Genomic DNA, 23,624 nt, shown 5'->3' with positions numbered 1-23,624 from the left:
CGGTGTCGGCGTCGTAGGGGGCGCCCTGAATTTGCGCCCCCCGATGGTCGTGAGTAACCGGCGCTGGCTCCCCCTGTCTCGCCGCCACTGGCGCTCGTTGCGCCCCCTGTGCGCCGGCTCGATCCTGCGGCGGTCCGTGGAATTCCAGCACAGTGCAGGATCTCCAACAAGGCCCATGGGCCAGGCTGTGACCTCCGTGACACCACGTGAGTACTGCGTCACGAGACGTAGAAAGTGATCCCGCACAAAACAGACTTTCCGCTACGAGTCACCGGTCAGGGAGGGGTGTCCCAGTCGCCATGATCAGGAGCGGAATGGTGGCTTCAGGCCGACAATGTCCGTTTCATTGCGATCAGTTGTGAGCCTGAATTGACCGGTTTGCCCATGGATTCGTGAGCAAACTCACACGCACTTCATGGGGTCCGCCGACCTTCGGAGGGGAACTGCATGTTTAGCCTGGCGCTTTACAACAGCAGCCCAACTGTGAAGGCCTCTGACACCCGTGAAGACGACGATGATGTTCCGCACGATAGCCAACCCGCAGCGCACGACGTTGGCCCACCTCGAGGACGCCGACGAGATGCAGCTGCCGGACACCCCGGAACGCACCGCCGAGCTCCCGGAACAGACCGCCAACCCCCGGCGCACGGTCCTGATGGACGTTCCCGTCGCGGCGCAGGCCGCCGCCGAGTAGCGACCGTCGAGCAGTAGCCGCCAAGCCTCCCCGACCGGCTCGGGGAGGCTTCTTTGCGTTCCGGCGCTTCCTGATCACGCCCTGGACCTCCGATGTGACGCGGAACCGCGGACACGTGCGGATGACGTTGAAGCCTGCCCGGAATAGGTCTACGGTCGGTCGTGTTCACCTCGTTGAAGATTCAACATACTCGGCCGTGGTCTCCGCCCGGAGCCGCGACCCGTCCCCCAAGGAGCAGATCATGGGCATTTTCGGCCGCAAGGACGACACCACCGAGACCGCTGCCGCGCCCACCGCGGTGAGCCCCGACCTGGCCGCCCTGACCGGCGACTACACCATCGACCCGGCGCACACCACGATCGGTTTCGTCGCCCGGCACGCCATGGTCACGAACGTCAAGGGCAAATTCCTCGACGTCAGTGGCTCGCTGCACCTGGACGGCAGCGACCCGGCCAAGTCCACGGCCTCCATCGACGTCAAGATGGAGAGCGTCGAGACGGGCTCCGCGGACCGTGACGGTCACCTGAAGAGCGCGGACTTCTTCAAGATCGACGAGTTCCCGACGATGACCTTCCGTGCCACCAAGGCGGAGGCCCTCGGTGGCGACGACTACCGCATCACCGGCGACCTGAGCATCCTCGGCGTCACCAAGGAGCTCACGATCGACCTGGAGTTCAACGGCGCCGCGAAGGACCCGTTCGGCAACGAGCGCGTCGGCTTCGAGGGCAAGTCGGAGATCATCCGCTCCGAGTGGGGCCTGACCTGGAACGCGGCGCTCGAGACGGGCGGCGTTCTGGTCTCCGACAAGATCAAGCTGAACTTCGACATCTCGGCGATCAAGAACGCCTGAGCCTGCTGCAACGGCGCCGGTGAGCCCTCGGCTCACCGGCGTACGCCTTTCAGGGCGCGGCGAGTAGGCTGCCCCTGTGTCCAGCCCCGAAGCGCCCAGACTCCGGCCACCGGCTCTCCGGTGGCTGTCTGTGATGTCGGGCTGACGGGACGCGCTCTGCGTCTGCCGTAATCCGTCGAGTCGCCATGTCGACACGTCACGCTGCCGGACTGCCGTCCGACGTGTCGTGTTCGACTTCGACTTCGGGTTGCGGAGTTTCTTCATGCCGTTCGCTCTTCTTCTGCTGGGCGTTGCCGTCTTCGCCCAGGGGACTTCCGAGTTCATGCTGTCCGGTCTGGTGCCGGACATCGCCCGGGATATGCACGTCTCCGTCCCCACCGCGGGGACACTGACCTCGGCCTTCGCCGTGGGGACGGTCATCGGCGCGCGCCGCTGATGGCCGGGCTCGGCCGGCGGTGGTCGCGACGGGGTGCGCTGCTGGGATTCCTCGGCGCGTTCCTCGTCGTCCATGTCGTCGGTGCCGTCACCGACAGCTTCGGCGTGCTCCTCGCCACGCGGGTCGTGGGGGCGCTCGCGAACGCCGGGGTCCTGGCCGTGGCCCTGGTGGCCGCCGCGGACATGGTCGAGCCCGGTGCCAAGGGGCGGGCCACGTCCAGGCTGCTGGGCGGGGTCACCCTCGCCTGTGTGATCGGCGTGCCCGCGGGGGCGCTGCTCGGTCAACTGTGGGGCTGGCGTTCGGCGTTCTGGGCAGTGGCCCTGCTGTCGCTGCCCGCTCTGGCGGCGGTCGCGAGGTCGGTGCCGGCCGGCGCCGCCGACGGTGCGCATCCCACGCTGCGGGTCGAACTGCGCCCGCTGCGCAACCGGCGGCTCCAGCTCACGCTGCTGCTGGGCGCCCTGGTGAACGGGGCGACCTTCTGTACGTTCACTTATCTCGCGCCCCTGGTCACCACCCACGTCACCGGGCTGCCGGACGGCTGGGTGCCCGTCGTGCTCGCGCTGTTCGGCCTGGGCTCGTTCGTCGGGGTGAGCCTCGGCGGGCGGATCGCCGACCGGCGGCCCGCGCTGCTGCTGGGGGCGGGCGGTGTCGCCCTGACCGTCGGGTGGGATGCGCCAAGCGCTCCGCTGGATATGCAGTTCGTTCGCCGCGGGCCGGTGGGGGCTGGTCGCGCAGTTCCCCGCGCCCCTTGCGGGGCGCGGTTCCGCACCCGACTTCACCGAGACCGCTTGGCGCGCAGGGCCCGGAACCGGGCGTCGCGCTGGGCCCTTGGCTCGGTGGTACGGCGATCGGTGCCGGGCTCGGCTACCGGTCGCCCCTGTGGGTCAGCGCGGGCCTGGTGGCGGTCGCGCTGGTGGTGGCAGCCATGGCCGCGGCTCGAAAGTCCTAGGCGGTTGGCCGATTTTCGGTCCTTGTGTGAGGGGTCACAGCGTTCTCATAATCCAGCAACCGAAATTGACCGGTCCATGCCACACCCAGGTGGGGGCCGGTCGATTGCCAACCCCCCACGGAAGGCCTCACGTTGAAGACTCTCCTCAAAACCCTCAAGAGATGCGCGGTCGCCGGTGCGGCCGTGCTCGCGGTCGTCAGCCTTCAGCCCGTGTCCGCGGCGCAGGCCGCTCCCGCGCCCGTCGTCGGCGGCACCCGCGCCGCGCAGGGCGAGTTCCCGTTCATGGTCCGGCTCTCCATGGGCTGCGGCGGCGCGCTCTACACCCAGCAGATCGTGCTCACCGCCGCGCACTGTGTGAGTGGCACCGGCGCCAACACCAGCATCACCGCCACCGCCGGCGTCGTGGACCTCCAGTCCACCACCGGCCGCGTCCAGGTCCGCTCCACCTACGTCTACCGGGCGCCCGGCTACAACGGCAACGGCAAGGACTGGGCCCTCATCAAGCTCGCCCAGCCGATCAACCTGCCGACCCTGAAGATCGCCACGACCACGCAGTACAACACCGGCACCTTCACCGTCGCCGGCTGGGGCTCGGCCACCGAGGGCGGCGCCCAGCAGCGGTACATGCTCAAGGCGAACGTGCCGTTCATCAGCGACGCCACCTGCCGTGGCTACAGCGGCTACAGCGGCCTCGTCGCGAGCGACGAGATCTGCGCCGGCTACGCCGCGGGCGGCGTCGACACCTGCCAGGGCGACTCCGGCGGCCCCATGTTCCGCCGTGACGCGGCCAACGCCTGGATCCAGGTCGGCATAGTCAGCTGGGGCATCGGCTGCGCCCGCCCCAACGCCCCCGGCGTCTACAGCGAGGTCTCGACCTTCGCCTCCGCGATCGCCTCGGCAGCGTCCTCCCTCTGATCTCCCGCCGATCCTCCTCTGATCTTCCGCAAGCATGATGCGGGCCCGGCGCTTCACAAAGCGCCGGGCCCGTTCCCGTTGTCGTACGCAGACCTCAGAACCCTCCGCCGAAGTCCCCGCCGCCTCCGAAGTCCCCGCCGCCGAAGCCGCCCGAGAAGTCGTCCGTGCTGAAGTCGGCGCCCGAGACATCACCGCCCTCGTAGCCGGCGGCGCCGAAGTCGCCGTAGCCGGAGCCGTAGTCGGCCGCGTAGGCGGGGCCGGCCATCATGCTGCCGAGCATCGTGCCGATCAGCAGGCCGGGCAGGATGCCGCCGCCGAAGTAGCCGCCCGCCCAGGGGCCGTACGCCGGGCCGGCGTCCCAGTACGGGCGGCGGCCGGAGTCGGTGTCCACCTCGCGGACCAGGGGATCGCGGCCGTCGGCCAGCCGGGACCGGTCGGCCGCGCAGACGGGCACCTCGCGGGGTGCGCCGCCCTGGGGCGTCCAGGTCTCGTCGGCGACCGACGGACCGTGCCGCGGGTCGAAGAAGCAGGGCGAGCGGCGTTCGGGCAGAGGCACTTTCTCCCGCCTCGCCGCCAGCCGGGCGAGTGAGAAGCGGCCGTCCTCCAGGGACTGGGTGACGACCCGGACGTCCTCGGGTTTCTCCGCCTCCGCCATGTGCGTCTTCGCCTTGTCGTAGGCGTCGAGCGCGTGCTCGTAGTCCTCCCGCATGGCGTCGTCCGCGCCCGGCTCCCCCGGATGGAAGTCGAGACGGTCCAGTTCCTCGCCGAAGGCGGTGATGTCCTCGTCGACCACGACCCGCAGCTTCTCCAGCGCGGCCCGCTGCTCCTCCTCGTGCCGGCGCCGGTTGCGGCGGACCAGCGTGTACGCGCCCGCGCCGCCGGCCGCCAGCACCGCGCCGACCGTGATCAGCCCGGCGACCGGCACGCCGTCGTCGGTGCCGGTGGAGCCCCAGGAGGACGGTGCGGAGCCGCCCATGTTGGCCAGCGCCCGGTCGGTGAAGGCGGTGAGCCGGCTGTCGGTGTTCGGCTCGTCCTGCACGCTGGTGACGAGGTTCTCCACGGCGTCGTTCGACAGGACGGACGAGTCGGCGCGCGCGTTGAACTGGTCGCCCAGCTGGATCGCGTAGGCGCCCGTGATGCCCGTCGCGGTGCGCAGGTTCTCGAAGAGGTTGTCGGTCGGGTAGTCCGCAGGCAGAACGGCCACAAAGAGCGGCTTGTCCGCGTCCTTGATCTGCTCGGCGAGCGCGTCCGCGTCCGACGTCGACAGCTGCGCGGAGGCGGCCGGGTCGACGTAGACGGGGCTGTCCTTGAGTGCTTCGGCTACGGCCGAGACGCTTGTGGCCGCGGAGGCGCGCGGGGCGTTCACCGACACGACGGTCAGTACGGCGAACGCCAGGGCGATCAGCAGTCCGATCAGGCCTCGGCCCAGAATCGCGACCTTCATATGTCGAAAGTACCTGAAAGGACCGTGGATCGGGCGTTCCTGCCGGTGGGAGATGCGGGCCGCGCACCGCATCTCCCAGCCGACCGGTACTCAGGCGGCCCGGTAGGCCGCCGTCAGTTTCTGCACGGCCGCAGCGTACCGCCCGGTAACCAGGAGATGGTCCGCGTCGGCGAAGGGCTTGGCAACCCCCGCGTTGATGTCGTAACCGATCTTCTGCTGGACGATCAGCCGCGCCTTGCCGACGATCGCGCGGCCGGCTTCGGCCGACCCGGCCTTCTCCGCCACCGCGGCCGCGAGCCCGAGCGCCTTCAGCGTGGTCGCCCCGCCCGGCGGGACCTTGGTCAGCGTGGTCAGGCCCCAGCCGTACGGGAACTGCGGGTCGTACGCCGGGTCGCCGACGTTGATCGGCAGCTGCGCCTGGGACTTCGGCCAGGTCACGGGCAGCTGCCCGGTGAAGGGCCGCCTGCCGTACAGCACGTCCGCCACACCGTCGCCCTCCGTGCCCGGCAGCCAGGACGCCACCAGGGCGTCGATGTCGCCGAGCCGGTCGCCGATCAGCTGGGGGCGCCCGGAGACCATGAGCACCGCGCACTTCATCGCCGCGCACACCTTGTCCACGGCTGCCTTGTCGGCGTCGGTCAGCTCCAGGTCGTTGCCGTTGCCGACGTCGCCGACGCCCTCGGCGTACGGGGTCTCGCCGACCACCACGACACCCACGTCGTAGCCGGTCGTCGGCGCCGAGGCATCCTTCGAGTACGTGACGTCGCCGCCCGCCTTCCGCATGCCCTCCAGGACGGTCGTGCCCTCGGTGATGTCGCCGGAGGACCCCTGCCAGGTGATCGTCCAGCCGCCGGTCTGGTTGCCGATGTCATCGGCATTGGACCCGGCGACGTACACCTTCTGCGACTTCTTCAGCGGCAGGGCCGCGTCCGCGTTCTTCAGCAGCACCTGCGACTCGGCCGCCGCCTCCCGCGCCACGGCCCGGTGCTCGGCGGAACCGATCTCCGAGGCGCCGCTCGTGTCGGCGTACGGCTTCTCGAAGAGCCCCAGCTTGAACTTCTGGGTGAGGATGCGCGATACGGCGTCGTCCACGCGCTGCTCAGTGACGCGCCCTGCCCCGACCTCGGCGACGAGGGCGGAGTGGAAGTCCTTGTAGGCGTAGGGGGCCATGATCATGTCGACGCCGGCGTTGACCGATGTACGGACGTCGGAGGCGTAGTCGCCGGGGATCTGGTCGATGCCGTTCCAGTCGCTGATGACGAAGCCGTCGAAGTCCATACGGCCCTTCAGCACACCGTTGATCATGTCGGCGCGGGCATGCATCTTCACCGGGCCCTGGCCGTCGCCGACGATGTCGAGCGAGGAGTACGACGGCATGAACGTGCCGACGCCCCGGTCCACGGCGTCCTGGTAGGGCGCGAGATGGACGGCCTCCAGCTGCTGCCGGGTGACCGTGGTGACGCCCTGGTCGATGGTGTAGGTGCCGTTGGTGGAGGAGCCGTACGCGGTGCCGCCGTCGCCGACGAAGTGCTTGGCCGTGGCGAGAACCTTGTCGTCGTCCTTCAAGTCCCTTCCGTCACGGGCTCCTTGGAGGCCCTGGATGACCGTCTCCATGGACTCCACGAGGGCCGGGTCCTCGCCGAACGACTCGTAGGAGCGGCCCCAGCGCTCGTCGCGGGTGACGCAGAGGCAGGGGGCGAAGTCCCAGGGGATGCCGGTGGCGCGCACCTCGGCGGCGGTCACGGACCCGGTGCGCTGGGCGAGTCGGGGATCCCGCGTCGCCCCGATGCCGATGTTGTGCGGCATGACGGTGGCGCCGACCAGGTTGTTGTGGCCGTGTACCGCGTCGACGCCGTAGATCAGCGGTATCTGGAACCGGGTTGCCTGCGCCCGGAGTTGGAACCCGTCGATCATCTTCGCCCAGGCCTCGGGGGTGTTGGGCGTCGGGGTGGAGCCGCCGCCGGAGAGAAGCGAGCCGAGGTCGTAGGCGGCGACGTCGCCCCCGGTCCCCACGGCACCGCGCTCGGCCTGGGTCATCTGGCCGGCCTTCTCCGCGAGGGACATACGGGACAGGAGATCGGCGACGCGCTTCTTCACCGGCAACCTGCTGTCCAGATACGGCAGTCCGTGCGCGTCGATGACGATCTGCGGGATCTCTGCGGGGGCCTTGACGCCGGTGACGGTCAGCTTGAGCGGGATCGTCTCGGCGTTCTCGGCGGCCTTGTCCTTGAGGGTGGGCACCTTGAGGGTGCGGGTGGTGCCGGAGGCGGTGCCCGCGGGGAAGGTGAGCTCGCCCTTGACGGGGGTGTAGTCGCGGTCCGAGGCGGTGCCGGTCGTGGCGGTCTCGTAGGCCACGGTCACGGGCTCGTCGATCGGGGCGGAGCCGGTGGTGGCCACGGTGACCTCGACGGTGGCCGTGCGGCCCTCCTTGACCGGGTACACGGCGGCGTCGGTCGTGACGCTCGCCCGCAGCGACTGGTCGGCCTTGCCGTACAACTCGACGTCGTCCATGGCGAATCGGCCGGGCGCGCCGGCCGGGAGCGTGACGGAGTACCCCCACATCTCGGTCAGTCCGAGGACCTGGTCGATACCGCCGACGGGCTGGTAGTCCGTGCGATAGGTGAAGTCGGTGAAGGGGATCTCGATCTGCTTCCAGCCACCGAAGTCGTCGGTGAAGGAGGTCGTCCACAGCTCGGAGGCCTCGCCGTGGGCGCCGCCGTCCTTGAGCTCGAAGGTGATCTTCTTGCCGTTGTCCTGCCCCTCCCACCACAAGCGGATGCCCTGGTGGGCGGACCAGTCGTGGGCGGGTTCGGTCGCGGCGAAGTCGTGTGTGAAGCCGCCGTAGCCGCTGATGTCGTACGTCCCGGAGAGCACCTTCTCGCCCTCGGGGGCGTCCGTCCGTGCGGTCAGGGCGAGTTGGGGCGGATCGTCGTTGTCACTGCCCCAGGTGAAGATGCCCTCCGCGGGCTGGCTCGCGAAGGGCACCTCACCCTCGAAGCGGTCGACGGGGACCGGGGCGGGGTCATCGGCTCCGGTGGCGGCCCCCGCGGCGGCCAGCGGCAGCAATCCGGTCAGCAGGGCGGTGGAGACGAGCAGGGCGGTTCTTCGCATGGACCTTCCCCCTTGACTCTCAGCGTGCTCTTAAGACTTAGATCACGGCGTGAGTTAACAAGCGCCCCTCACTGCCGTCAAGACTTCACGTCAGAACCGGTACAGAGGCAACAGACGGCCGGAACTGGGACGTTGTCCGTTCGACCAATGAATGTGAGAGTCCTTGACGGCCGCACGAAGCCGTCATTAACTCACGCCTTGCACGCCCCGCTTCCCCCACCACACCCCCCTCAGGAGGGCGGCGCACCATGAGAAGACCTCAACGCGGGGTCCGGCTGCTTCTCGCCGGACTGCTCACCACCGCCGGGCTCACCGGCCTGGCCACCTCGTCCGCCCACGCGGCCGGCGAGCAGATCACGGCCTACCTGACCACGACCGACGACAGCGGCGGACGCCATGTCGTCCGCGGGCTCCAGGCGCAGGCGCCCTTCAACTTCCAGGCCGGCAGCGGCGGTTCCGGCGACAACATCACCATCGACGAGAACACCCGCTACCAGACCTTCACCGGCGGCGGCGCGTCCTTCACGGACACCGCGGCCTGGGTGATGGACGGCAGCGGCGCCCTGTCCCAGGCCACGCGGGACGACACCATGCGCAAGCTGTTCTCGCCGACGGACGGCATCGGGCTGTCCTTCCTGCGCAATCCGATGGGCGGCTCGGACCTGGCGCGGTTCGGCTACACGTACGACGACATGCCGGCCGGGCAGACCGACCCGGACCTGTCCGAGTTCTCCATCGCCCATGATCTCCAGGACGTCCTGCCGCTGACGAAACAGGCCAAGCAGCTCAACCCGGGGCTCACCGTGATGGCCTCGCCGTGGACCGCCCCGGCCTGGATGAAGGACAACGGGCGGCTCAACGGCGGCTGGCTGAAGGCGGAGAACTACGGGGCGTACGCCTCGTACTTCGTGAAGTACATCCAGGCCTACCAGGCGCAGGGCATCCCGATCTCGTACGTCACGGCGCAGAACGAGCCGACGTGCTGCGCGGGCTATCCCTCCATGAGCTGGAACGCCTCCGGGCTCGCCTACTTCACCAAGAGCGAGCTGCTGCCCAAGCTCCAGGCGGCGGGCCTGTCGACGAAGGTGCTGGCGCACGACTGGAACTGGGACACCTACGACGCGTACGCCGCCCAGACGGTGGACGACGCGGCGGTCCGCTCACACCCCAACTTCGGCGGGATCGCCTGGCACGGCTACGGCGGTGACGTCGCGAAGCAGACGACCGTGCACAACCAGTACCCGCAGCTGGACGCCTTCGGCACCGAGCACTCCGGCGGCACGTGGATCGCCAACCAGCAGCGCGAGGACATGATGAACATCATCGACTACACCCGTAACTGGGCGAAGTCGGTGACGAAGTGGTCGCTGGCCCTGGACCAGAACCGCGGCCCGCACAACGGCGGCTGCGGCACCTGCGACGGACTGATCACCGTGCACAACGGCGACTCCCGGCACGGTCAGGTCGACTACACCGTCGAGTACTACATGATGGGCCACCTGACGAAGTTCGTACGGCCGGGCGCGCAGCGGATCGCGTCCACGGCGTCGTCCGCCGTACCGAACGTGGCGTGGCGGAACCCGGACGGCTCGAAGGCACTGATCGCCTACAACGACTCGTCGTCGGCGCGGACGGTGACCATCAACTGGGGTTCGCAGCACGCCACTTACTCCCTGCCGGGCAAGACGTCGGCGACCTTCACCTGGGCGGGCGCGCAGACCGAGGGACCTTCGCAGTCGGGGACGCTCGTGGGCCTCGGGGGCAAGTGCCTCGACGTGGCCGGGGGTTCGACTGCCAACGGCACGGCCGTGCAGCTGTACGACTGCAACGGGTCGACGGCACAGCAGTGGACCGTCGGCTCCGACGGCTCGGTCCGGGCGCTGGGCAAGTGCCTGGACGTGACGGGCGCGGCGACCGCGGACGGGGCTCAGGTGCAGCTCTACGACTGCAACGGCTCCGGTGCACAACAGTGGTCGTACAACGCCTCGACCGGTGACGTGGTCAACCTGGCCGCGAACAAGTGCCTGGACGTCACGGGCAATTCGTCGGCGAACGGGGCGCGGGCACAGATCTGGTCGTGCACCGGAGCCGGCAATCAGAAGTGGAGGCTGACGTAGGGCCGTTACGATGCCCTGGCCGCCGTGGACGGCGCACCAGTCGCAGCAGAAGGGCAGGGGGATGCTCCGCAGACGCAGGGCCGCCGACATGACGGTGTCCGAACTGAGCGAGCTGGACCGGTCGCGTACCCGGGCCGAGTTGCTGTGGGAGCTGTACCGGCACGCCGAGCGTGAGGTGACGGACGCCATCGGCTGGTATCTGGCCAAGCGCCGGGGTCCGTCCCTCTGGTCGCGGGCGCTGCGTGCGCTGGCCGCGCTGCTCGGCATCGTCGGCACCCTCACTCCGCTGGTGCACGCGGCGGCCCCGCAGAGCATCCAGCCCGAATGGGGCTTCGTGTTCCTGGCCGGCGGGGCGGGCTGTGTCCTGTTCGACCGGATCTTCGGCTTCTCGGCGTCCTGGACCCGCTACATCCGCACCGAGGTCGCGTTGCAGCAGGTCCTCAAGAAGGCCCAGTCCGACTGGGCGCAGGCCTACTTGAGGACCACCGACGCCCCCAGCGACAAGGACCAGGCCGCGCTGCTGGGGATCATCGAGCGGCTGCGGATGGACACCCAGCGGATCATGGAGGAGGAGAGCACGGCCTGGATCGGCTACCTGGCGGACGGCGTCGAGGAGCTGACCCGCTCCACGACGCACTCCCCCGGTCAGCGGCCGGGCGGCGCCGGACTCTTCCGCCTCGACCGGCAGCACGGCCGCGACCGGGGCGCCGACCAGATGCCGAGGCAGCGCGACACGGCCCTGTAGCGGGCGGGCCTACTCCGCGGGCTCCACGCCCGCCCGCAGCAGTCCGTACGTGCACGCGTCCTCCAGCGCCTGCCAGGACGCGGCGATGACGTTCTCGGCGACACCCACCGTCGACCACTCGCCCTCGCCGTCGGAGGTCGAGATGAGGACGCGGGTCGTGGACTGGGTGCCGTGCTTGCCCTCGAGGATGCGGACCTTGTAGTCGACGAGGTCGAGCTTGGCGAGCTGCGGGTAGATCTTCTCCAGCGCGACCCGGAGCGCGCGGTCCAGGGCGTTGACCGGGCCATTGCCCTCCGCCGTGGCGACGATGCGCTCGCCCTTCGCGAAGAGCTTGACCGTGGCCTCGTTGGCGTGGGTGCCGTCGGGGCGGTCCTCGACGATGGCCCGCCAGGACTCGACCTCGAAGTACTTCAGCGGCCTGCCCTCGACCTCGGCGCGCAGCAGCAGCTCGAAGGACGCGTCGGCCGCCTCGTACGTGTAGCCCTTGAGCTCGCGTTCCTTCACCCGCTCGACGACCCGGCCGACCAGCTCACGGTCGTCGCCGAGGTCGACGCCGAGCTCCTTGCCCTTGAGCTCGATGGAGGCGCGGCCGGCCATGTCGGAGACCAGCATGCGCATGGTGTTGCCGACCTGCTCGGGGTCGATGTGCTGGTACAGGTCGGGGTCGACCTTGATCGCGGAGGCGTGCAGTCCGGCCTTGTGCGCGAAGGCGGAGACACCGACGTACGGCTGGTGCGTGGACGGCGTCAGGTTCACGACCTCGGCGATGGCGTGCGAGATACGGGTCATCTCGCGCAGGTGCCCGTCGGGGAGGACCTTCTTGCCGTACTTGAGCTCCAGGGCCGCGACGACCGGGAAGAGGTTGGCGTTGCCGACGCGCTCGCCGTAGCCGTTCGCCGTGCACTGGACGTGGGTCGCGCCCGCGTCCACGGCGGCGAGGGTGTTGGCGACCGCGCAGCCGGTGTCGTCCTGGGTGTGGATGCCGAGCCGGGCGCCGGTGTCGTCGAGGACGGTGTGCACGACCGCCTGGACCTGCGCCGGGAGCATGCCGCCGTTGGTGTCGCAGAGGATCACAACGTCCGCGCCGGCCTCCGACGCCGTACGGACGACGGCCTTGGCGTACTCCGGGTTGGCGCGGTAGCCGTCGAAGAAGTGCTCGCAGTCGACGAAGACACGGCGGCCCTCGCCCTTGAGGAAGGACACCGTGTCGCGGACCATCTCGAGGTTCTCGTCGAGCGTGGTGCGCAGCGCGAGCTCGACATGCCGGTCGTGGGACTTGGCGACCAGGGTGATCACCGGGGCGCCGGACTCCAGCAGCGCCCTGACCTGGGGGTCCTCGCTCGCCTTGGCACCGGCGCGGCGGGTGGCGCCGAAGGCGACCAACTGGGCGTGCCGGAAGGCGATCTCCGCCTGCGCCCGCGCGAAGAACTCCGTGTCCCGCGGGTTGGCGCCGGGCCAGCCGCCCTCGATGAAGCCCACGCCGAAGTCGTCCAGGTGCCGTGCGATGGCCAGCTTGTCCGCGACGGTGAGGTTGATGCCCTCCCGCTGCGCGCCGTCGCGCAGGGTGGTGTCGAAGACGTGGAACGAGTCGTCGAGCTCGCTGGTTTCCGTCATGGTGTGAAGGCTCCTGATGAAATGGATCTCGGTCTGTACCGGAATGACCGGCTCCACCGTCCCCCAATGATCCCTCGCGCTGCGCTCCCGGCTAGAGGTGGGCCAGAAATGCGAAAAACCTCTCGCGGGTGCGAGAGGTCTGCGCGCGGGTCGAGGACGACGGTGTCCGCCCGTACCTGGTCGTACGTGGCGGTCACTGCGGACCGGCGCGCCTGCTGCCAATAATCATGGCGAACGAGAGCACGAGGGCAGTCTGGCACAGCTTGCCCCCGTGCTCACCGTCCGTCTCAGGATGCGAGCACTGTGCTGATCACCGCAGGTGGTACAGGAAGCCGTCACCGGTGCCGTTGGTGTCGCCGGGGACGAGCTGGGACGACCTGCCGCTGAAACCGATGCGCTTCGCCCCCTCGCTCACCGAGGTCAGCCAGAGGGAGGCGTCGGTCACGGGCCCGCCGGTGGCCGACGTGCTGACCAGGCGGGTGGTGCCGGCGCGCAGGTCGCGGAGGTAGATGTTGGTCGGGCCGCGCGTGCCGTCGGGCAGTTGCGGGGTGGCCTCGTAGCCCAGGTACCGGCCGTCCGCGCTGAGTACGGGCCGGCCGGGCAGTGTCTCGCCGTCGGGGCCGGCGTCGACCCGCCGGGTGACGTCCGTGCGCAGGTCGCGGACATAGACGTCGGACGCGCCCTCGGGGGTGCCGCCGGGGACCAGGTCCTCGTCCCGGTTCTCGAAGGCGACGGTGCGGCCGTCCGCGGACAGCGTGGCGGGCAGCGCGTACCGCTGGGCCGGGGAGCCGTCCGACTTGACGTTGACCCGTTCCTCGGTGCCGGTGCGGCGGTCGTGCACCCAGGTGACCCCGTACGAGCTGCGCGGCACCAGCTGCGTGTACAGCACATAGCGGCCGTCGGCGCTCATGTCCTGGAAGAGCGCCGGGTTGTCCGGGCGGTTCGGGTTGCTGACCCGCTCCGTACTGCCGGTGCGGCGGTCGAAGACGTACACGGCACCGAAGAGGTCGCGGGCCCCCTCCTCCATCCGGTCGGCCTTGGCGTTGAAGGCGATGTAGCGGGCGTTCGCCGACATGTGGGCGCCGGCCGCGTAGGCGGATCCCCCGTCGAAGCCGGCGCTGATCCGCTGCGTGGTGCCGGTGCGCCGGTCGTGCAGGTAGGTGTCGTCGGCTCCCGCGTCCGCGGGCGGGGTGTCCCAGTGGACCAGGTTTCTGGCGTTGGAGCGGAACAGTACGTACCGCCCGTCGGCGCTGATGGCCTGCACGGACGACTGCTGGTCGCCCTGCGCGCCGCCCGAGCTGACGCTCACCCGCTCGACGGTCCCCTTGCGCAGGTCACGCACGAAGACGTCCGTCACCCCGTTGGTGTCGCCGGTCACCAGGTTGGACGCGTCCGCCGAGAACGCCGCGAAGCGGCCGTCGGCGCTGAACTGCGGCCCGTACGAGTCGCCGTTGCCCTGCTCTCCCGTCGCCGACAGGGTGACCCGCTCGATCGACGGGACGCCGGGCACGGCGCCCGCCGACGTGCCGGTCAGTGCCACCGTGGCGACGACGGCGACGGCAGTCAGTGCGGCAAGCCGATTGTTCCTGTGCATCGTTGTTGTTCCCCCGTGGTTCGTCGTTGTCATTGCACTGTCCGCAGGAAGACGTCCGAGACCGCGTTGGTGTCCCCCTCCACCAGATCGGGTGAGGCCGATTCGAACGCGACAACGGTGCCGTCGTCGTTGACGGAGGGGTGCCGGGCCGGGAGGTCGTTGCGGCCGCCCCAGCGGTCGACGCTGACCAACTGCCGCTTTCCGGTGGCGAGTTCGAGCAGGTACACGGAACGGCCCGAGGTGTACGCGACATGCGTGCCGGCCCCGGCCAGCGAGGGCTCCGTGCCCTTGGCCCGGGTCGTGGTCCCGGTGTCGAGGTCACGGACGTGGATGTTCCGGCCCTGCTGGAAGGCGACCTTGCGGCCGTCCGCGCTGAGGGAAGGCGCCGAGGCGTCCTCCCTGATCTTCTCCAGAGCACCGGTGTCCAGGTCGCGGACGTGGATGTCTCCGCCCTGTTCGAAGGCGATGTACCGGCCGTCGTAGCTGATCGACGGGTTGCCCGCCGCCTCGTCCGTGGGCGCGCTGACCACGTCGACGGCGCCGTTGAGGAGCCGGTGCCGGTAGACGCGGGGCTGCGGGTGCGGGTCGGCGTCGGTGGCGGGCAACGTGGCGGCGTAGGTGATCCACTGGCAGGTGGGGTCCACGCCGGGCTGTCCCATCCAGGTGAAGCGGACACCCTGGTAGGAACCCAGGCTGGTCAGCTTGCCGACCGCGCGGTTGCGGATGTGGACGCCCGGACCGCCGTCGGATTCGAGCGGGGCCACATAGCCGACCATGCGTCCGCTGTAGCAGGGCGTCCCCTCGTTCGAGGGGCCCTGGGCGCTGGAGTTCACCGGGGAGACGCCGCCGGCCGCGTTGACGAACACGTTCGTGTCCTTCGGGTCGACGATCCCCTGCGAGGTGAAGGAGACGACCTTGCCCTCCCCCATCACCGGGTCGTAGGACGCCCCGGGCATCTGCTGCCCGTCCCACGTCATGCTGATCCGTTCGGTGACGGACGGCACCGGGGCCGGGTTCGTCCCGAGCGCGCCCGAGAAGACGAACACGTCCGACTCCCGGTTGGTGTCGCCGGGCACCAGGTGGGACGCCGTCGAACTGAACGCCACCGCACGCCCGTCGGCGGTCAGCATGTCATCGCCCCGCGAGGCGCTCGGCGGGAGGGCGGCCCCGCGCAGCCCCGTCCGCAGGTCGCGCACCCGCATGCCGTCCTCACCCGAGACGACGGCGTACCGGCCGTCCGCCGTGGCCGAGCCGGGATTCCCCTCGGCCACGCGCCGTGACTGGCCCGTGCGGAGGTCGTGGACGTACAGACCGCCCTGTGTGTCGAGGAGGACGCGGCGGCCGTCCGCGGTGATGCGGACCAGGTAGGCGACGCCGAGGCCCTTGTCGACCTGGGTCCGCTCGCCCGTGGCCCGGTCCTTGACGAAGACGTCGACCGGGTCCGTCTCGGAGTCGACGCGGACGCCGTACGCGACCCGCTCGCCGTCGCCGCTCACCGAGGCCCCGGCCTTGTCGCCCTCCTCGGCCGGTGAGATCAGCTCATCGGTGCCGGTGGCCGTGGAGCGGACGTACAACAGCCGGAAGTTCGCGTTGCCGTTGCGATTGCCGATGGTGTACGCGGCGTGGGTGCCGTCCGGGCTGATCGACTGCATGTGCCCCAGCTCGTTGAAGCCGGGCGGGTTCTCGGGCCACACACGCTCCGAGTTGCCGGTGGCGCGGTCGTACAGGTACGGGGCCAGGAACCGGGTGCCCGCGGAGTAGCCGATACGGCTTCCGTCGGCGCTCGGCCTGGGCGAACCGTAGATGTAGCCGCTACCGAGGTCGATCTTGGTGACCCCGCCGTCAGCCAGGTCCTTCACGAGCAGGCACATGTTGGAATGCGCGCAGCCGAAGCTCGACGCGTAGGACGTGAACGCGACCTGGCGGCCGTCGGCGGTGATCGCGGCGGCGGTGGAGGCGCCGTCGGCCTGGGTGCCGTCGGCGGCTGTGCTCACCCTCTCCACCCCGGGTGCGTGCGGTGCGGCGGACGTGGTCGTCGTGGTGAGCGCCAGTAACAGCGTCGCCCCTAAGCAGACGCACGACACACCTGCGGCTCTGAACATGTTCCCCCCTGAGATCCCCGTGGACGCATCTCCCCCGGCCCCGCGCAGGCCCTGCCGTCAAGGCTCCCGTCGTCCGCCCGAAGGGCGGGCCTCGCGGTGCCGGGTGCGTGCGATCGCAAGGCGCCGGAGCGCCCTCGTGGCGGAGCCACGTGGGCGGTTCGGCAACGCGGCGAGCGTGCGTGCCCGGCACCGCGAGGCAGGCGGGAGCCTTGACGGCAGGGCCTAGGGCTCCCTTCGAGGCAAACGCACCACGCGCTACAGGGTCAATCGGTCGTAATACGTACAACCAGGGCGTCCGCTCAGACGTCCGCGAGGAGGCTCTCGTCGAGGAACTCCCGTACGTGGCCGAGAATCTGCGCTCGGTCCGTGCCGCGCAGCCCGATCGCCACATGGATGGAGAAGCCGTCGAGCAGGGCGCGCAGTCGGGCCGCGAAACGGTCCGGGTCGACCCGGCGGAACTCTCCCCTCGACACCCCCTCCGCCAGCAGTGCCACCAGGTCGCGGTGCCAGGCGCCCTCGATCGCGGCCTGGCGTTCCCTGGCGTCGTCATCGGCGTTCTGCGAGCGGTTCCAGACCTCAAGCCAGAGTGTCCAGTGCGGGTCGCGGTGACCGTCGGGGACATACAGGTCGACGTATGCGTCGAGGCGTTCACGGGCCGGCGCGGATCGGGTCAGCAGCCGGCCGCGTTCGGCGCCCAGCCTGCCCTCGCTCCACTCCAGGGTCCGCAGCAGCAGCTCGTCCTTGGAGTGGAAGTAGTAGAGGAGATGGCCGCTGCTCATACCGACCTCGCGGCCGAGCGCCGCCATGGTGAGCTTCTCCAGACCGCGCTCGGCGATCATCTGCATGGCGGCGACCAGGACGTCTTCGCGCGGGGGCGCGTTCTTCCGGACGCCGGCCATCCACGACTCCTAGATTCTGGGCTGCTGCTGGGTGATGCAGTGGATGCCACCGCCACCGGCAAAGATCGTACGGGCGTCCACGAGCGTCACCGTCCGCTCCGGGAACAACCGGCGGAAGATCCCGGCCGCGATCTCGTCGCGCGGGTCGTCGAAGGAGCACAGGACGACGCCGCCGTTGCAGAGGTAGTGGTTGAGGTAGGAGTAGTCGGCCCAGTGGCCGTCGGCCTCCAGGACGGTCGGCGCGGGGATCTCGACGACCTCCAGGCGCCGGCCGCGCGCGTCCGTCTGCGCCTTCAGGAGGCCGATGACCTCATTCGTCACCTCGTGGTCGGGGTGCGCCGGGTCCGGCTGGGAGTGGGCGACCACAACGCCCGGGCGGGCGAACGCGGCGACGATGTCGACATGGCCGAGGGTGCCGAAGCCGTACGGGGGATAGTCGCCGGTGAGTCCCCGGGGCAGCCAGATCGCCTTGCGGGTGCCGAGCCGGTCGTGGATCTCGGCTTCGGCCTGTCCCTTCGTCCAGCCCGGATTGCGCTCGGGGCCGAGCTGGACCGTCTCCGTCAGCAGGACCGTGCCCTCGCCGTCGACGTGGATCGCACCGCCCTCGTTGACCAGCTTCGAGGTGTACGTCGTCACCGCACCCGCCAGGTCCGCCACATACGCGGCGATCTTCGCGTCGTGCTCCCAGCGGGCCCAGCTCTGGGCGCCCCAGCCGTTGAACGTCCAGTCGACGGCGGCGAGTTCACGCCCGTTGGTCAGGAAGGTCGGGCCGATGTCCCGCATCCAGGCGTCGTCGAGGTCGCGTTCGACCGTCTCGATGCCGTCGCCCAGCAGCGTCCGTGCGTGCGCCGACTGTCCCGGTCCGCACACCACCGTCACCGGCTCGAACCGGCGGATCGCGCGCGCGACCGCCGCCCAGGCGAGGCGTGCGTCGGCGAGGTCGTCCAGGTCCTCGAAGGTCGGGTTGGGGCCCGGCCACGCCATCCAGGTGCGCTCGTGCGGGGTCCATTCGGCGGGCATTCGGAAGCCGTCGGCGGCGGCCTTGTTCATCGGGGTGGTCCTCACAGGAAGTACAGACGGTTGAGGGAGACGGACTCGGCCGGCTCGGAGCGGAGCGGGTCGCCGTCGAGGGTGACCAGGCCGGTGCGCTGGTCGACGTCGACGGTTCCGGTACGGGAGTTGAGGCGCAGGTCGGCCGGTCCGATTCCGCGTGTGCCGCGCACGGCGACCCTGCGGCGGCGCGTCGGCATCGAGTCGTTGCCCTGATCGAGGGCGGCCCGCGCGACGAAGGCCACCGAGAGGTCGGCGGGCGTCGCGCCGTACGCCCCGAACTGCGGTCCGAGGACGAGGGGTTCGCAGGTGTCGGTGGCCGCGTTGGGGTCGCCGACCACGCCGTACGCCGGGAAGCCGGCCTTCAGTACGAGCTGCGGCTTGGCCCCGAAGTACTCCGGCCGCCACAGCACGATGTCGGCGAGCTTGCCGGCCTCGATCGACCCGACCTCGTGCGACAGACCGTGCGCGATGGCCGGGTTGATGGTCAGCTTGGCCAGGTAGCGCAGGACGCGTTCGTTGTCGTGGCCGTCGTCCGGGGCGCCGAACTCGGCCTTCATCTTCCCGGCCATCGCGAAGGTACGGCGAACGGTCTCGCCCGCGCGGCCCATGCCCTGCGCGTCCGACGACGTGATGCCGATCGCGCCCAGGTCGTGCAGCACGTCCTCGGCACCCATCGTCCCGGCGCGGATGCGGTCACGGGCCATCGCCGCGTCGCCCGGCAGGTCGGTCTTCAGGTCGTGGACGGAGACGATCATGCCGTAGTGCTCGGCGACCGCGTCCCGGCCGAAGGGGAGGGTGGGGTTGGTGGAGGAGCCGATGACGTTCGGAACTCCCGCCATTTTCAGCACGTTCGGCACATGTCCGCCGCCGCAGCCCTCGATGTGGAAGGCGTGGATGGTGCGGCCTTCCAGGACGCGCAGGGTGTCCTCGACCGACAGGCACTCGTTCAACCCGTCGCTGTGCAGGGCGACTTGGACGTCATGCTCCTCGGCGACCCTGAGCGCGGTGTCCAGCGCCCGCGTATGGGCGCCCATGTCCTCGTGCACCTTGAAACCGGAGGCGCCCCCTTCGGCCAGGGCCTCCACCAGGGGCGCCTCGTGCGACGACGAACCCCGGCCCAGGAACCCGATGTTGACCGGCCAGGCGTCGAACGCGTTGAAGGCGTGCTTCAGCGCCCAGGGCGAGTTGACCCCGACCCCCCACACCGGCCCGAACTCCTGCCCGATGATCGTCGTCACGCCGGACGCCAGCGACGCCTCCATGATCCGCGGCGACAGCAGATGGACGTGTGTGTCGACGGCACCGGCGGTGGCGATGAGCCCCTCGCCGGACACGATCGACGTACCGGTGCCGACGACGACGTCGACTCCGTCGAGGGTGTCGGGGTTCCCGGCCCGCCCGACGGAGCAGATGCGCCCCTCGCGGATGCCGATGGAGACCTTCCGGATCCCCTGCACGGCGTCGATCACGACCACGTTGCTGATGACGACGTCACAGGTCTCGCGCACGGCGGCGGCCTTGAGGTGCAGCCCGTCGCGCGCGGTCTTGCCGAACCCGGCGAGGAACTCGTCGCCGTACTTCTGCGCGTCGGACTCGACGAGGACGGTCAGCCCGGAGTCGCCGAGCCGGACGCGGTCGCCGGCCCGCGGGCCGTGCGTGGCGGCGTACTCGTACGGATTCACAGCTCAGCTCCCAGATATCCGCAGGCGGCGGCCCTGCGCAGGGCCTCTTCCTTCACCCCCGGCGCGTCCAGCGCCCCGTCGACCAGACCGGCGAACCCGATCGCGATCCGGTCACCCCCGATCGGCACGAGCCCGACCTCGACGCTCTCCCCCGGCCCGAACCGCACCGACGACCCGGCGGGCACGGCGAGCCGCATCCCGTAGGCCCGCTCGCGTACGAAGTCGAGCCGCGGGTTGGCCTCGAAGAAGTGGAAGTGGGACGTCACGGAGACCGGCACCGTCGCGGTGTTGGTGACCTTCAGCCGTACGGCCGCCTCGACCTCGGCGTGCTCGGGCCCTGGCAGCAGTGCACCAGGGGCACCCGCCCCCAGCCCGCCCCCGAGGGGATCCGAGACCACCGCGAGCCGCGAACCGTCGTCGAAGACGGCCTCGACATGCACCTCGGTGACCACGTCGGCGACGCCCGGCAGCACGTCGTCCGGCCCCAGGACCGACCGGGCGCGCTCGATGGCCTCGGCGAGCCGGACACCGTCCCGGGCGGCCTCGCAGACGGTGTCCGCGATGAGTGCGGTGGCCTCCGGCACATTGAGCCGGAGGCCTCGGGCGCGCCGCGCCCGGGCCAGCTCGGCGGCCCCGAAGAGCAGCAGCCGGTCGCGTTCGGTGGGGGTCAGCCGCATGTCGTCGTTCCCTTCATTTAGAGCATCACTCTAAATGCGCGCGTCCATGAACGGAAGTCTTGACGTTCTCCATCGAGTGAACCACATTGAGTGCCGTTCTAAATGCTGGGCAACATGAAGGAGACGAGCCATGCCGATGGAACTGCGCGGAGTCGACACCGTCCCGGACGAGGAACGCACCAGCTCCCCCCGTGACCTCGTCTCGATCCTGCTCGGCTCGAATCTCTGCCTCGGCGTGATCGTCTTCGGCTGGCTGCCGCCGTCCTTCGGCCTCGGCTGGTGGGCGTCGGTGAGCTCGATCGTCGCAGGCACGGTTCTCGGCACGCTGTTCACGGCCCCGCTGGCGCTGGTCTCCCTGCGCACCGCCACCAACCTCTCCACCTCCTCCGGTGCCCAGTTCGGCGTGCGCGGCCGCCTGGTCGGCTCGGTCGTCGGCCTCCTGCTCGCCCTCGGCTACACCGCGCTGACCGTCTGGATCGGCGGCGATGTGACGGTGGGCGTCCTGGGCCGGCTGTTCGGGCTGCCGGCGAGCGGACTGTCGTACGGCATCGTGTACGGGCTGCTTGCCGCGGCGACCGTGGCCGGCGCGGTCTACGGCTACCGCGTCCTCCTCGCCATGTCCCGCGTCCTCGCGATCGGCATGACGGGCCTGCTGGCGCTCGGTGTGTTCGCGTACGCCCCGGACTTCACGACGGGCGCCCTGCCGGAGACGGGCGGCTATCTGCTGGGCGAATTCTGGCCGACGTGGCTGCTGGCGACGGTGGCGGCGGGCCTGTCCGGGCCGGTCGCCTTCATCACCCTCCTCGGCGACTACACCCGCTACATCTCCCCGGCCCGCCACACCTCGCGCCGGGTCCTGCACGCGACCTGGCTGGGCCTCATGGCGGGCCTGCTGATCCCCCAGCTCTTCGGCACCTTCACGGCATACGCCGCCCGCGCCGCCCTCGACTACGCGGGCCCGCTCGTCGACGCGTCCCCCGCCTGGTACCTGGTCCCCCTGCTGCTGGCCGCCGCCGCGGGATCGGTCGGCAACGCGGGCCTGATGCTCTACTCGATGGGCCTCGACCTGGACGCGATCCTGCCGCGCGCCTCCCGCGCACGGGCGACCTGCGCGGTGGCGGTCGTCGCCACGGTCTGCGTGTTCGTCGGGCACTACGCCTCGACGGCACAGGACGCGATGACGTCCTTCGTCCTGCTGCTGACGGCGATCGGCACGCCATGGGCGGTGATCACGCTCATCGGGTACGTCCGCTGCGGAGGGGTGTACGACGCGGAGGCCCTCCAGGTCTTCAACCGCCGTGCGCGGGGCGGCATTTACTGGTACCGGAGTGGCTGGAACATCCCGGCGACGCTTTCCTGGGCGCTCGGTGCCGTGGTCGGCCTGCTTGCGGTCTCGCTGCCGTCGTACGAGGGCCCGCTGCTGTCGCTGACCGGCGGGGTGGACTGCAGCTTCCTGCTGTCGGGGGTGGTCGGCGGGCTGACGTACCTGCTCACCGCACGCGAAGGGGCCGCCGCGGACGTGGAGTCCGCGGCGGCCCGAACGGCGGAGGTCCAAGCGAGTCGGTGAAGTCGGCTGCGGTTCGGTCAGCGCCCCTTTAGGGGCGCGGGGAACTGCGCGACCAGCCCCCACCGGCACGCGGACGAACGAACCGCCTAGCCGAGCCGGTGCATCCAGCCGTGCTTGTCCTCGGTGACACCCCGCTGAATGTCGAGGAGGGCCTGCCGGAGCTTCAGCGTGACCTCGCCCGGCTCGCCCCCCGACTGCCGCCACTCGACGCCCTCGCGCTTGACCGTGCCGACCGGCGTGATCACCGCCGCCGTACCGCAGGCGAAGACCTCGGTGAGGGTGCCGTTCTCGGCGTCGCGCTGCCACTGGTCGATGGAGACGCGGCCCTCCTCGGAGGTGTAGCCGAGGTCACGGGCGACGGTGAGCAGGGAGTCGCGGGTGACGCCCTCCAGGATGGAGCCGGTGAGAGCGGGGGTGACGATCTTGTCGCCGTACACGAAGTACAGGTTCATGCCGCCGAGTTCCTCGATCCACTTGTGCTCGACCGCGTCGAGGTAGCAGACCTGGTCGCAGCCCTTGGCGGCGGCCTCGGCCTGAGCGAGGAGGGAGGCCGCGTAGTTGCCGCCCGTCTTGGCGTCGCCCATGCCGCCGGGGACGGCGCGGACGCGGTCCTCGGAGAGCCAGATGGAGACCGGCTTGACGCCGCCCGGGAAGTAGGCGCCCGCGGGCGAGGCGATGACCAGGAAGAGGTACTCGCCGGCCGGCTTCACACCCAGGCCGACCTCGGTGGCGATCATGAACGGACGTAGATAGAGGGACTCCTCGCCGCCGTGCGCCGGCACCCACGCCTGATCCTGCTTCACCAGCGCGTCGCACGCCTCGATGAAAGTCTCGACCGGCAGCTCCGGCATGCCGAGGCGGCGGGCGGACGCCTGGAAGCGCTTGGCGTTCTTGTCCGGGCGGAAGGTGGCGACGGAGCCGTCGGACTGGCGGTAGGCCTTCAGGCCCTCGAAGATCTCCTGCGCGTAGTGCAGGACCATGGTGGCCGGGTCCAAAGAGAGCGGCGCGTACGGGACGAGCTGGCCGTCGTGCCAGCCGCGGCCCTCCGTCCACTTGATGACCACCATGTGGTCGGTGAAGTGGCGGCCGAACCCTGGGTTGGCCAGGATCGCCTCGCGCTCCGCTGCGGAGAGTGGCGAGGCCGAGGGCTTGAGCTCGATCGTGGGCGTCGTCAT

16 protein-coding genes and 1 pseudogene are annotated in these 23,624 nt (G+C 70.2%); 7 read left to right on the top strand and 10 right to left on the bottom strand.

The features are described from left to right. Nucleotides 1-502: 502 nt before the first annotated feature. From KCH87_RS22710 to KCH87_RS22695, 4 genes and pseudogenes are all read left to right on the top strand, one after another. On the top strand, nt 503-694 hold the full coding sequence (locus KCH87_RS22710) for a hypothetical protein (RefSeq protein WP_210588053.1): 192 nt from the start codon (nt 503-505) through the stop codon (nt 692-694). 241 nt (nt 695-935) lie between these two features. Beyond that, complete coding sequence (locus KCH87_RS22705) at nt 936-1,544, top strand: YceI family protein (RefSeq protein WP_210588052.1); 609 nt, start codon at nt 936-938, stop codon at nt 1,542-1,544. 262 nt (nt 1,545-1,806) lie between these two features. Further along, nucleotides 1,807-2,929 (top strand): annotated as a pseudogene (locus KCH87_RS22700) (Cmx/CmrA family chloramphenicol efflux MFS transporter). Between the two features lie 132 nt (nt 2,930-3,061). After that, nucleotides 3,062-3,844, top strand: a complete 783-nt coding sequence (locus KCH87_RS22695; protein WP_210588051.1) for a serine protease — start codon at nt 3,062-3,064, stop codon at nt 3,842-3,844. 94 nt (nt 3,845-3,938) lie between these two features. Here KCH87_RS22695 and KCH87_RS22690 read toward each other — a convergent pair whose 3' ends face one another. After that, entirely contained in the window at nt 3,939-5,288 is a 1,350-nt protein-coding gene (locus KCH87_RS22690) for a hypothetical protein (protein WP_210588050.1), read from the bottom strand. A 90-nt stretch (nt 5,289-5,378) separates the two neighbouring features. After that, nucleotides 5,379-8,399, bottom strand: coding sequence for a CIA30 family protein (locus tag KCH87_RS22685; RefSeq protein ID WP_210588049.1), 3,021 nt, complete (start codon nt 8,397-8,399; stop codon nt 5,379-5,381). A 248-nt stretch (nt 8,400-8,647) separates the two neighbouring features. On the opposite strand from KCH87_RS22685, the gene KCH87_RS22680 reads away from it, so the two are divergent. Together KCH87_RS22680 and KCH87_RS22675 are read left to right on the top strand one after the other, a co-directional pair. Continuing rightward, nucleotides 8,648-10,516, top strand: a complete 1,869-nt coding sequence (locus KCH87_RS22680; RefSeq protein ID WP_210588048.1) for a ricin-type beta-trefoil lectin domain protein — start codon at nt 8,648-8,650, stop codon at nt 10,514-10,516. A 10-nt stretch (nt 10,517-10,526) separates the two neighbouring features. Further along, nucleotides 10,527-11,261, top strand: a complete 735-nt coding sequence (locus KCH87_RS22675) for an SLATT domain-containing protein (protein WP_210588047.1) — start codon at nt 10,527-10,529, stop codon at nt 11,259-11,261. A 9-nt stretch (nt 11,262-11,270) separates the two neighbouring features. Here KCH87_RS22675 and cimA read toward each other — a convergent pair whose 3' ends face one another. The 7 genes from cimA to ureA all read right to left on the bottom strand — a co-directional run bounded on the left by cimA (nt 11,271) and on the right by ureA (nt 20,882). Continuing rightward, entirely contained in the window at nt 11,271-12,875 is a 1,605-nt protein-coding gene (gene cimA, locus KCH87_RS22670; protein WP_210588046.1) for a citramalate synthase, read from the bottom strand. A 310-nt stretch (nt 12,876-13,185) separates the two neighbouring features. Continuing rightward, the gene (locus KCH87_RS22665) at nt 13,186-14,469 is read right to left on the bottom strand and encodes a PD40 domain-containing protein (RefSeq protein WP_210588045.1); all 1,284 of its coding nucleotides are present in this window, start codon (nt 14,467-14,469) and stop codon (nt 13,186-13,188) included. 29 nt (nt 14,470-14,498) lie between these two features. After that, nucleotides 14,499-16,463 carry a hypothetical protein gene (locus KCH87_RS22660; protein ID WP_308298887.1) on the bottom strand — a complete coding sequence of 655 codons (1,965 nt, stop codon included), beginning with the start codon at nt 16,461-16,463 and terminating at the stop codon, nt 14,499-14,501. Between the two features lie 407 nt (nt 16,464-16,870). Then, nucleotides 16,871-17,470 carry a TetR/AcrR family transcriptional regulator gene (locus KCH87_RS22655; RefSeq protein ID WP_210588043.1) on the bottom strand — a complete coding sequence of 200 codons (600 nt, stop codon included), beginning with the start codon at nt 17,468-17,470 and terminating at the stop codon, nt 16,871-16,873. Nucleotides 17,471-17,479: 9 nt separating this feature from the next. Continuing rightward, complete coding sequence (locus KCH87_RS22650) at nt 17,480-18,520, bottom strand: agmatine/peptidylarginine deiminase (RefSeq protein ID WP_210588042.1); 1,041 nt, start codon at nt 18,518-18,520, stop codon at nt 17,480-17,482. Between the two features lie 11 nt (nt 18,521-18,531). Continuing rightward, entirely contained in the window at nt 18,532-20,205 is a 1,674-nt protein-coding gene (locus KCH87_RS22645; protein WP_210588041.1) for an urease subunit alpha, read from the bottom strand. Then, nucleotides 20,202-20,882, bottom strand: a complete 681-nt coding sequence (gene ureA, locus KCH87_RS22640; RefSeq protein WP_210588040.1) for an urease subunit gamma — start codon at nt 20,880-20,882, stop codon at nt 20,202-20,204. Before ureA ends, KCH87_RS22645 begins: the two co-directional genes overlap by 4 nt. 130 nt (nt 20,883-21,012) lie before the next feature. Here ureA and KCH87_RS22635 point away from each other — a divergent pair, with 130 nt between their 5' ends. Beyond that, nucleotides 21,013-22,449: a cytosine permease gene (locus KCH87_RS22635; RefSeq protein WP_210588039.1), complete on the top strand. Its 1,437-nt coding sequence runs from the start codon at nt 21,013-21,015 to the stop codon at nt 22,447-22,449. 86 nt (nt 22,450-22,535) lie between these two features. Here KCH87_RS22635 and KCH87_RS22630 read toward each other — a convergent pair whose 3' ends face one another. Beyond that, nucleotides 22,536-23,624: a branched-chain amino acid aminotransferase gene (locus tag KCH87_RS22630; RefSeq protein ID WP_210588038.1), complete on the bottom strand. Its 1,089-nt coding sequence runs from the start codon at nt 23,622-23,624 to the stop codon at nt 22,536-22,538.

The organism is Streptomyces sp. GESEQ-35, assembly GCF_017948485.1.
Taxonomy (GTDB): domain Bacteria; phylum Actinomycetota; class Actinomycetes; order Streptomycetales; family Streptomycetaceae; genus Streptomyces.
The sequence above is the reverse complement of the archived record's forward strand: the minus strand, read 5'-3'. Positions and strand labels throughout refer to the sequence as shown.

Bases quoted from the DNA above. Each gene is read 5' to 3' on its own strand.
- KCH87_RS22705 (WP_210588052.1), top strand. From the start codon at position 936: ATGGGCATTTTCGGCCGCAAGGACGACACCACCGAGACCGCTGCCGCG.
- KCH87_RS22690 (WP_210588050.1), bottom strand. From the start codon at position 5,288: ATGAAGGTCGCGATTCTGGGCCGAGGCCTGATCGGACTGCTGATCGCC.
- KCH87_RS22685 (WP_210588049.1), bottom strand. From the start codon at position 8,399: ATGCGAAGAACCGCCCTGCTCGTCTCCACCGCCCTGCTGACCGGATTG.
- KCH87_RS22680 (WP_210588048.1), top strand. From the start codon at position 8,648: ATGAGAAGACCTCAACGCGGGGTCCGGCTGCTTCTCGCCGGACTGCTC.
- KCH87_RS22675 (WP_210588047.1), top strand. From the start codon at position 10,527: ATGCCCTGGCCGCCGTGGACGGCGCACCAGTCGCAGCAGAAGGGCAGG.
- cimA (WP_210588046.1), bottom strand. From the start codon at position 12,875: ATGACGGAAACCAGCGAGCTCGACGACTCGTTCCACGTCTTCGACACC.
- KCH87_RS22665 (WP_210588045.1), bottom strand. From the start codon at position 14,469: ATGCACAGGAACAATCGGCTTGCCGCACTGACTGCCGTCGCCGTCGTC.
- KCH87_RS22655 (WP_210588043.1), bottom strand. From the start codon at position 17,470: ATGGCCGGCGTCCGGAAGAACGCGCCCCCGCGCGAAGACGTCCTGGTC.
- KCH87_RS22650 (WP_210588042.1), bottom strand. From the start codon at position 18,520: ATGAACAAGGCCGCCGCCGACGGCTTCCGAATGCCCGCCGAATGGACC.
- ureA (WP_210588040.1), bottom strand. From the start codon at position 20,882: ATGCGGCTGACCCCCACCGAACGCGACCGGCTGCTGCTCTTCGGGGCC.
- KCH87_RS22635 (WP_210588039.1), top strand. From the start codon at position 21,013: ATGCCGATGGAACTGCGCGGAGTCGACACCGTCCCGGACGAGGAACGC.
- KCH87_RS22630 (WP_210588038.1), bottom strand. From the start codon at position 23,624: ATGACGACGCCCACGATCGAGCTCAAGCCCTCGGCCTCGCCACTCTCC.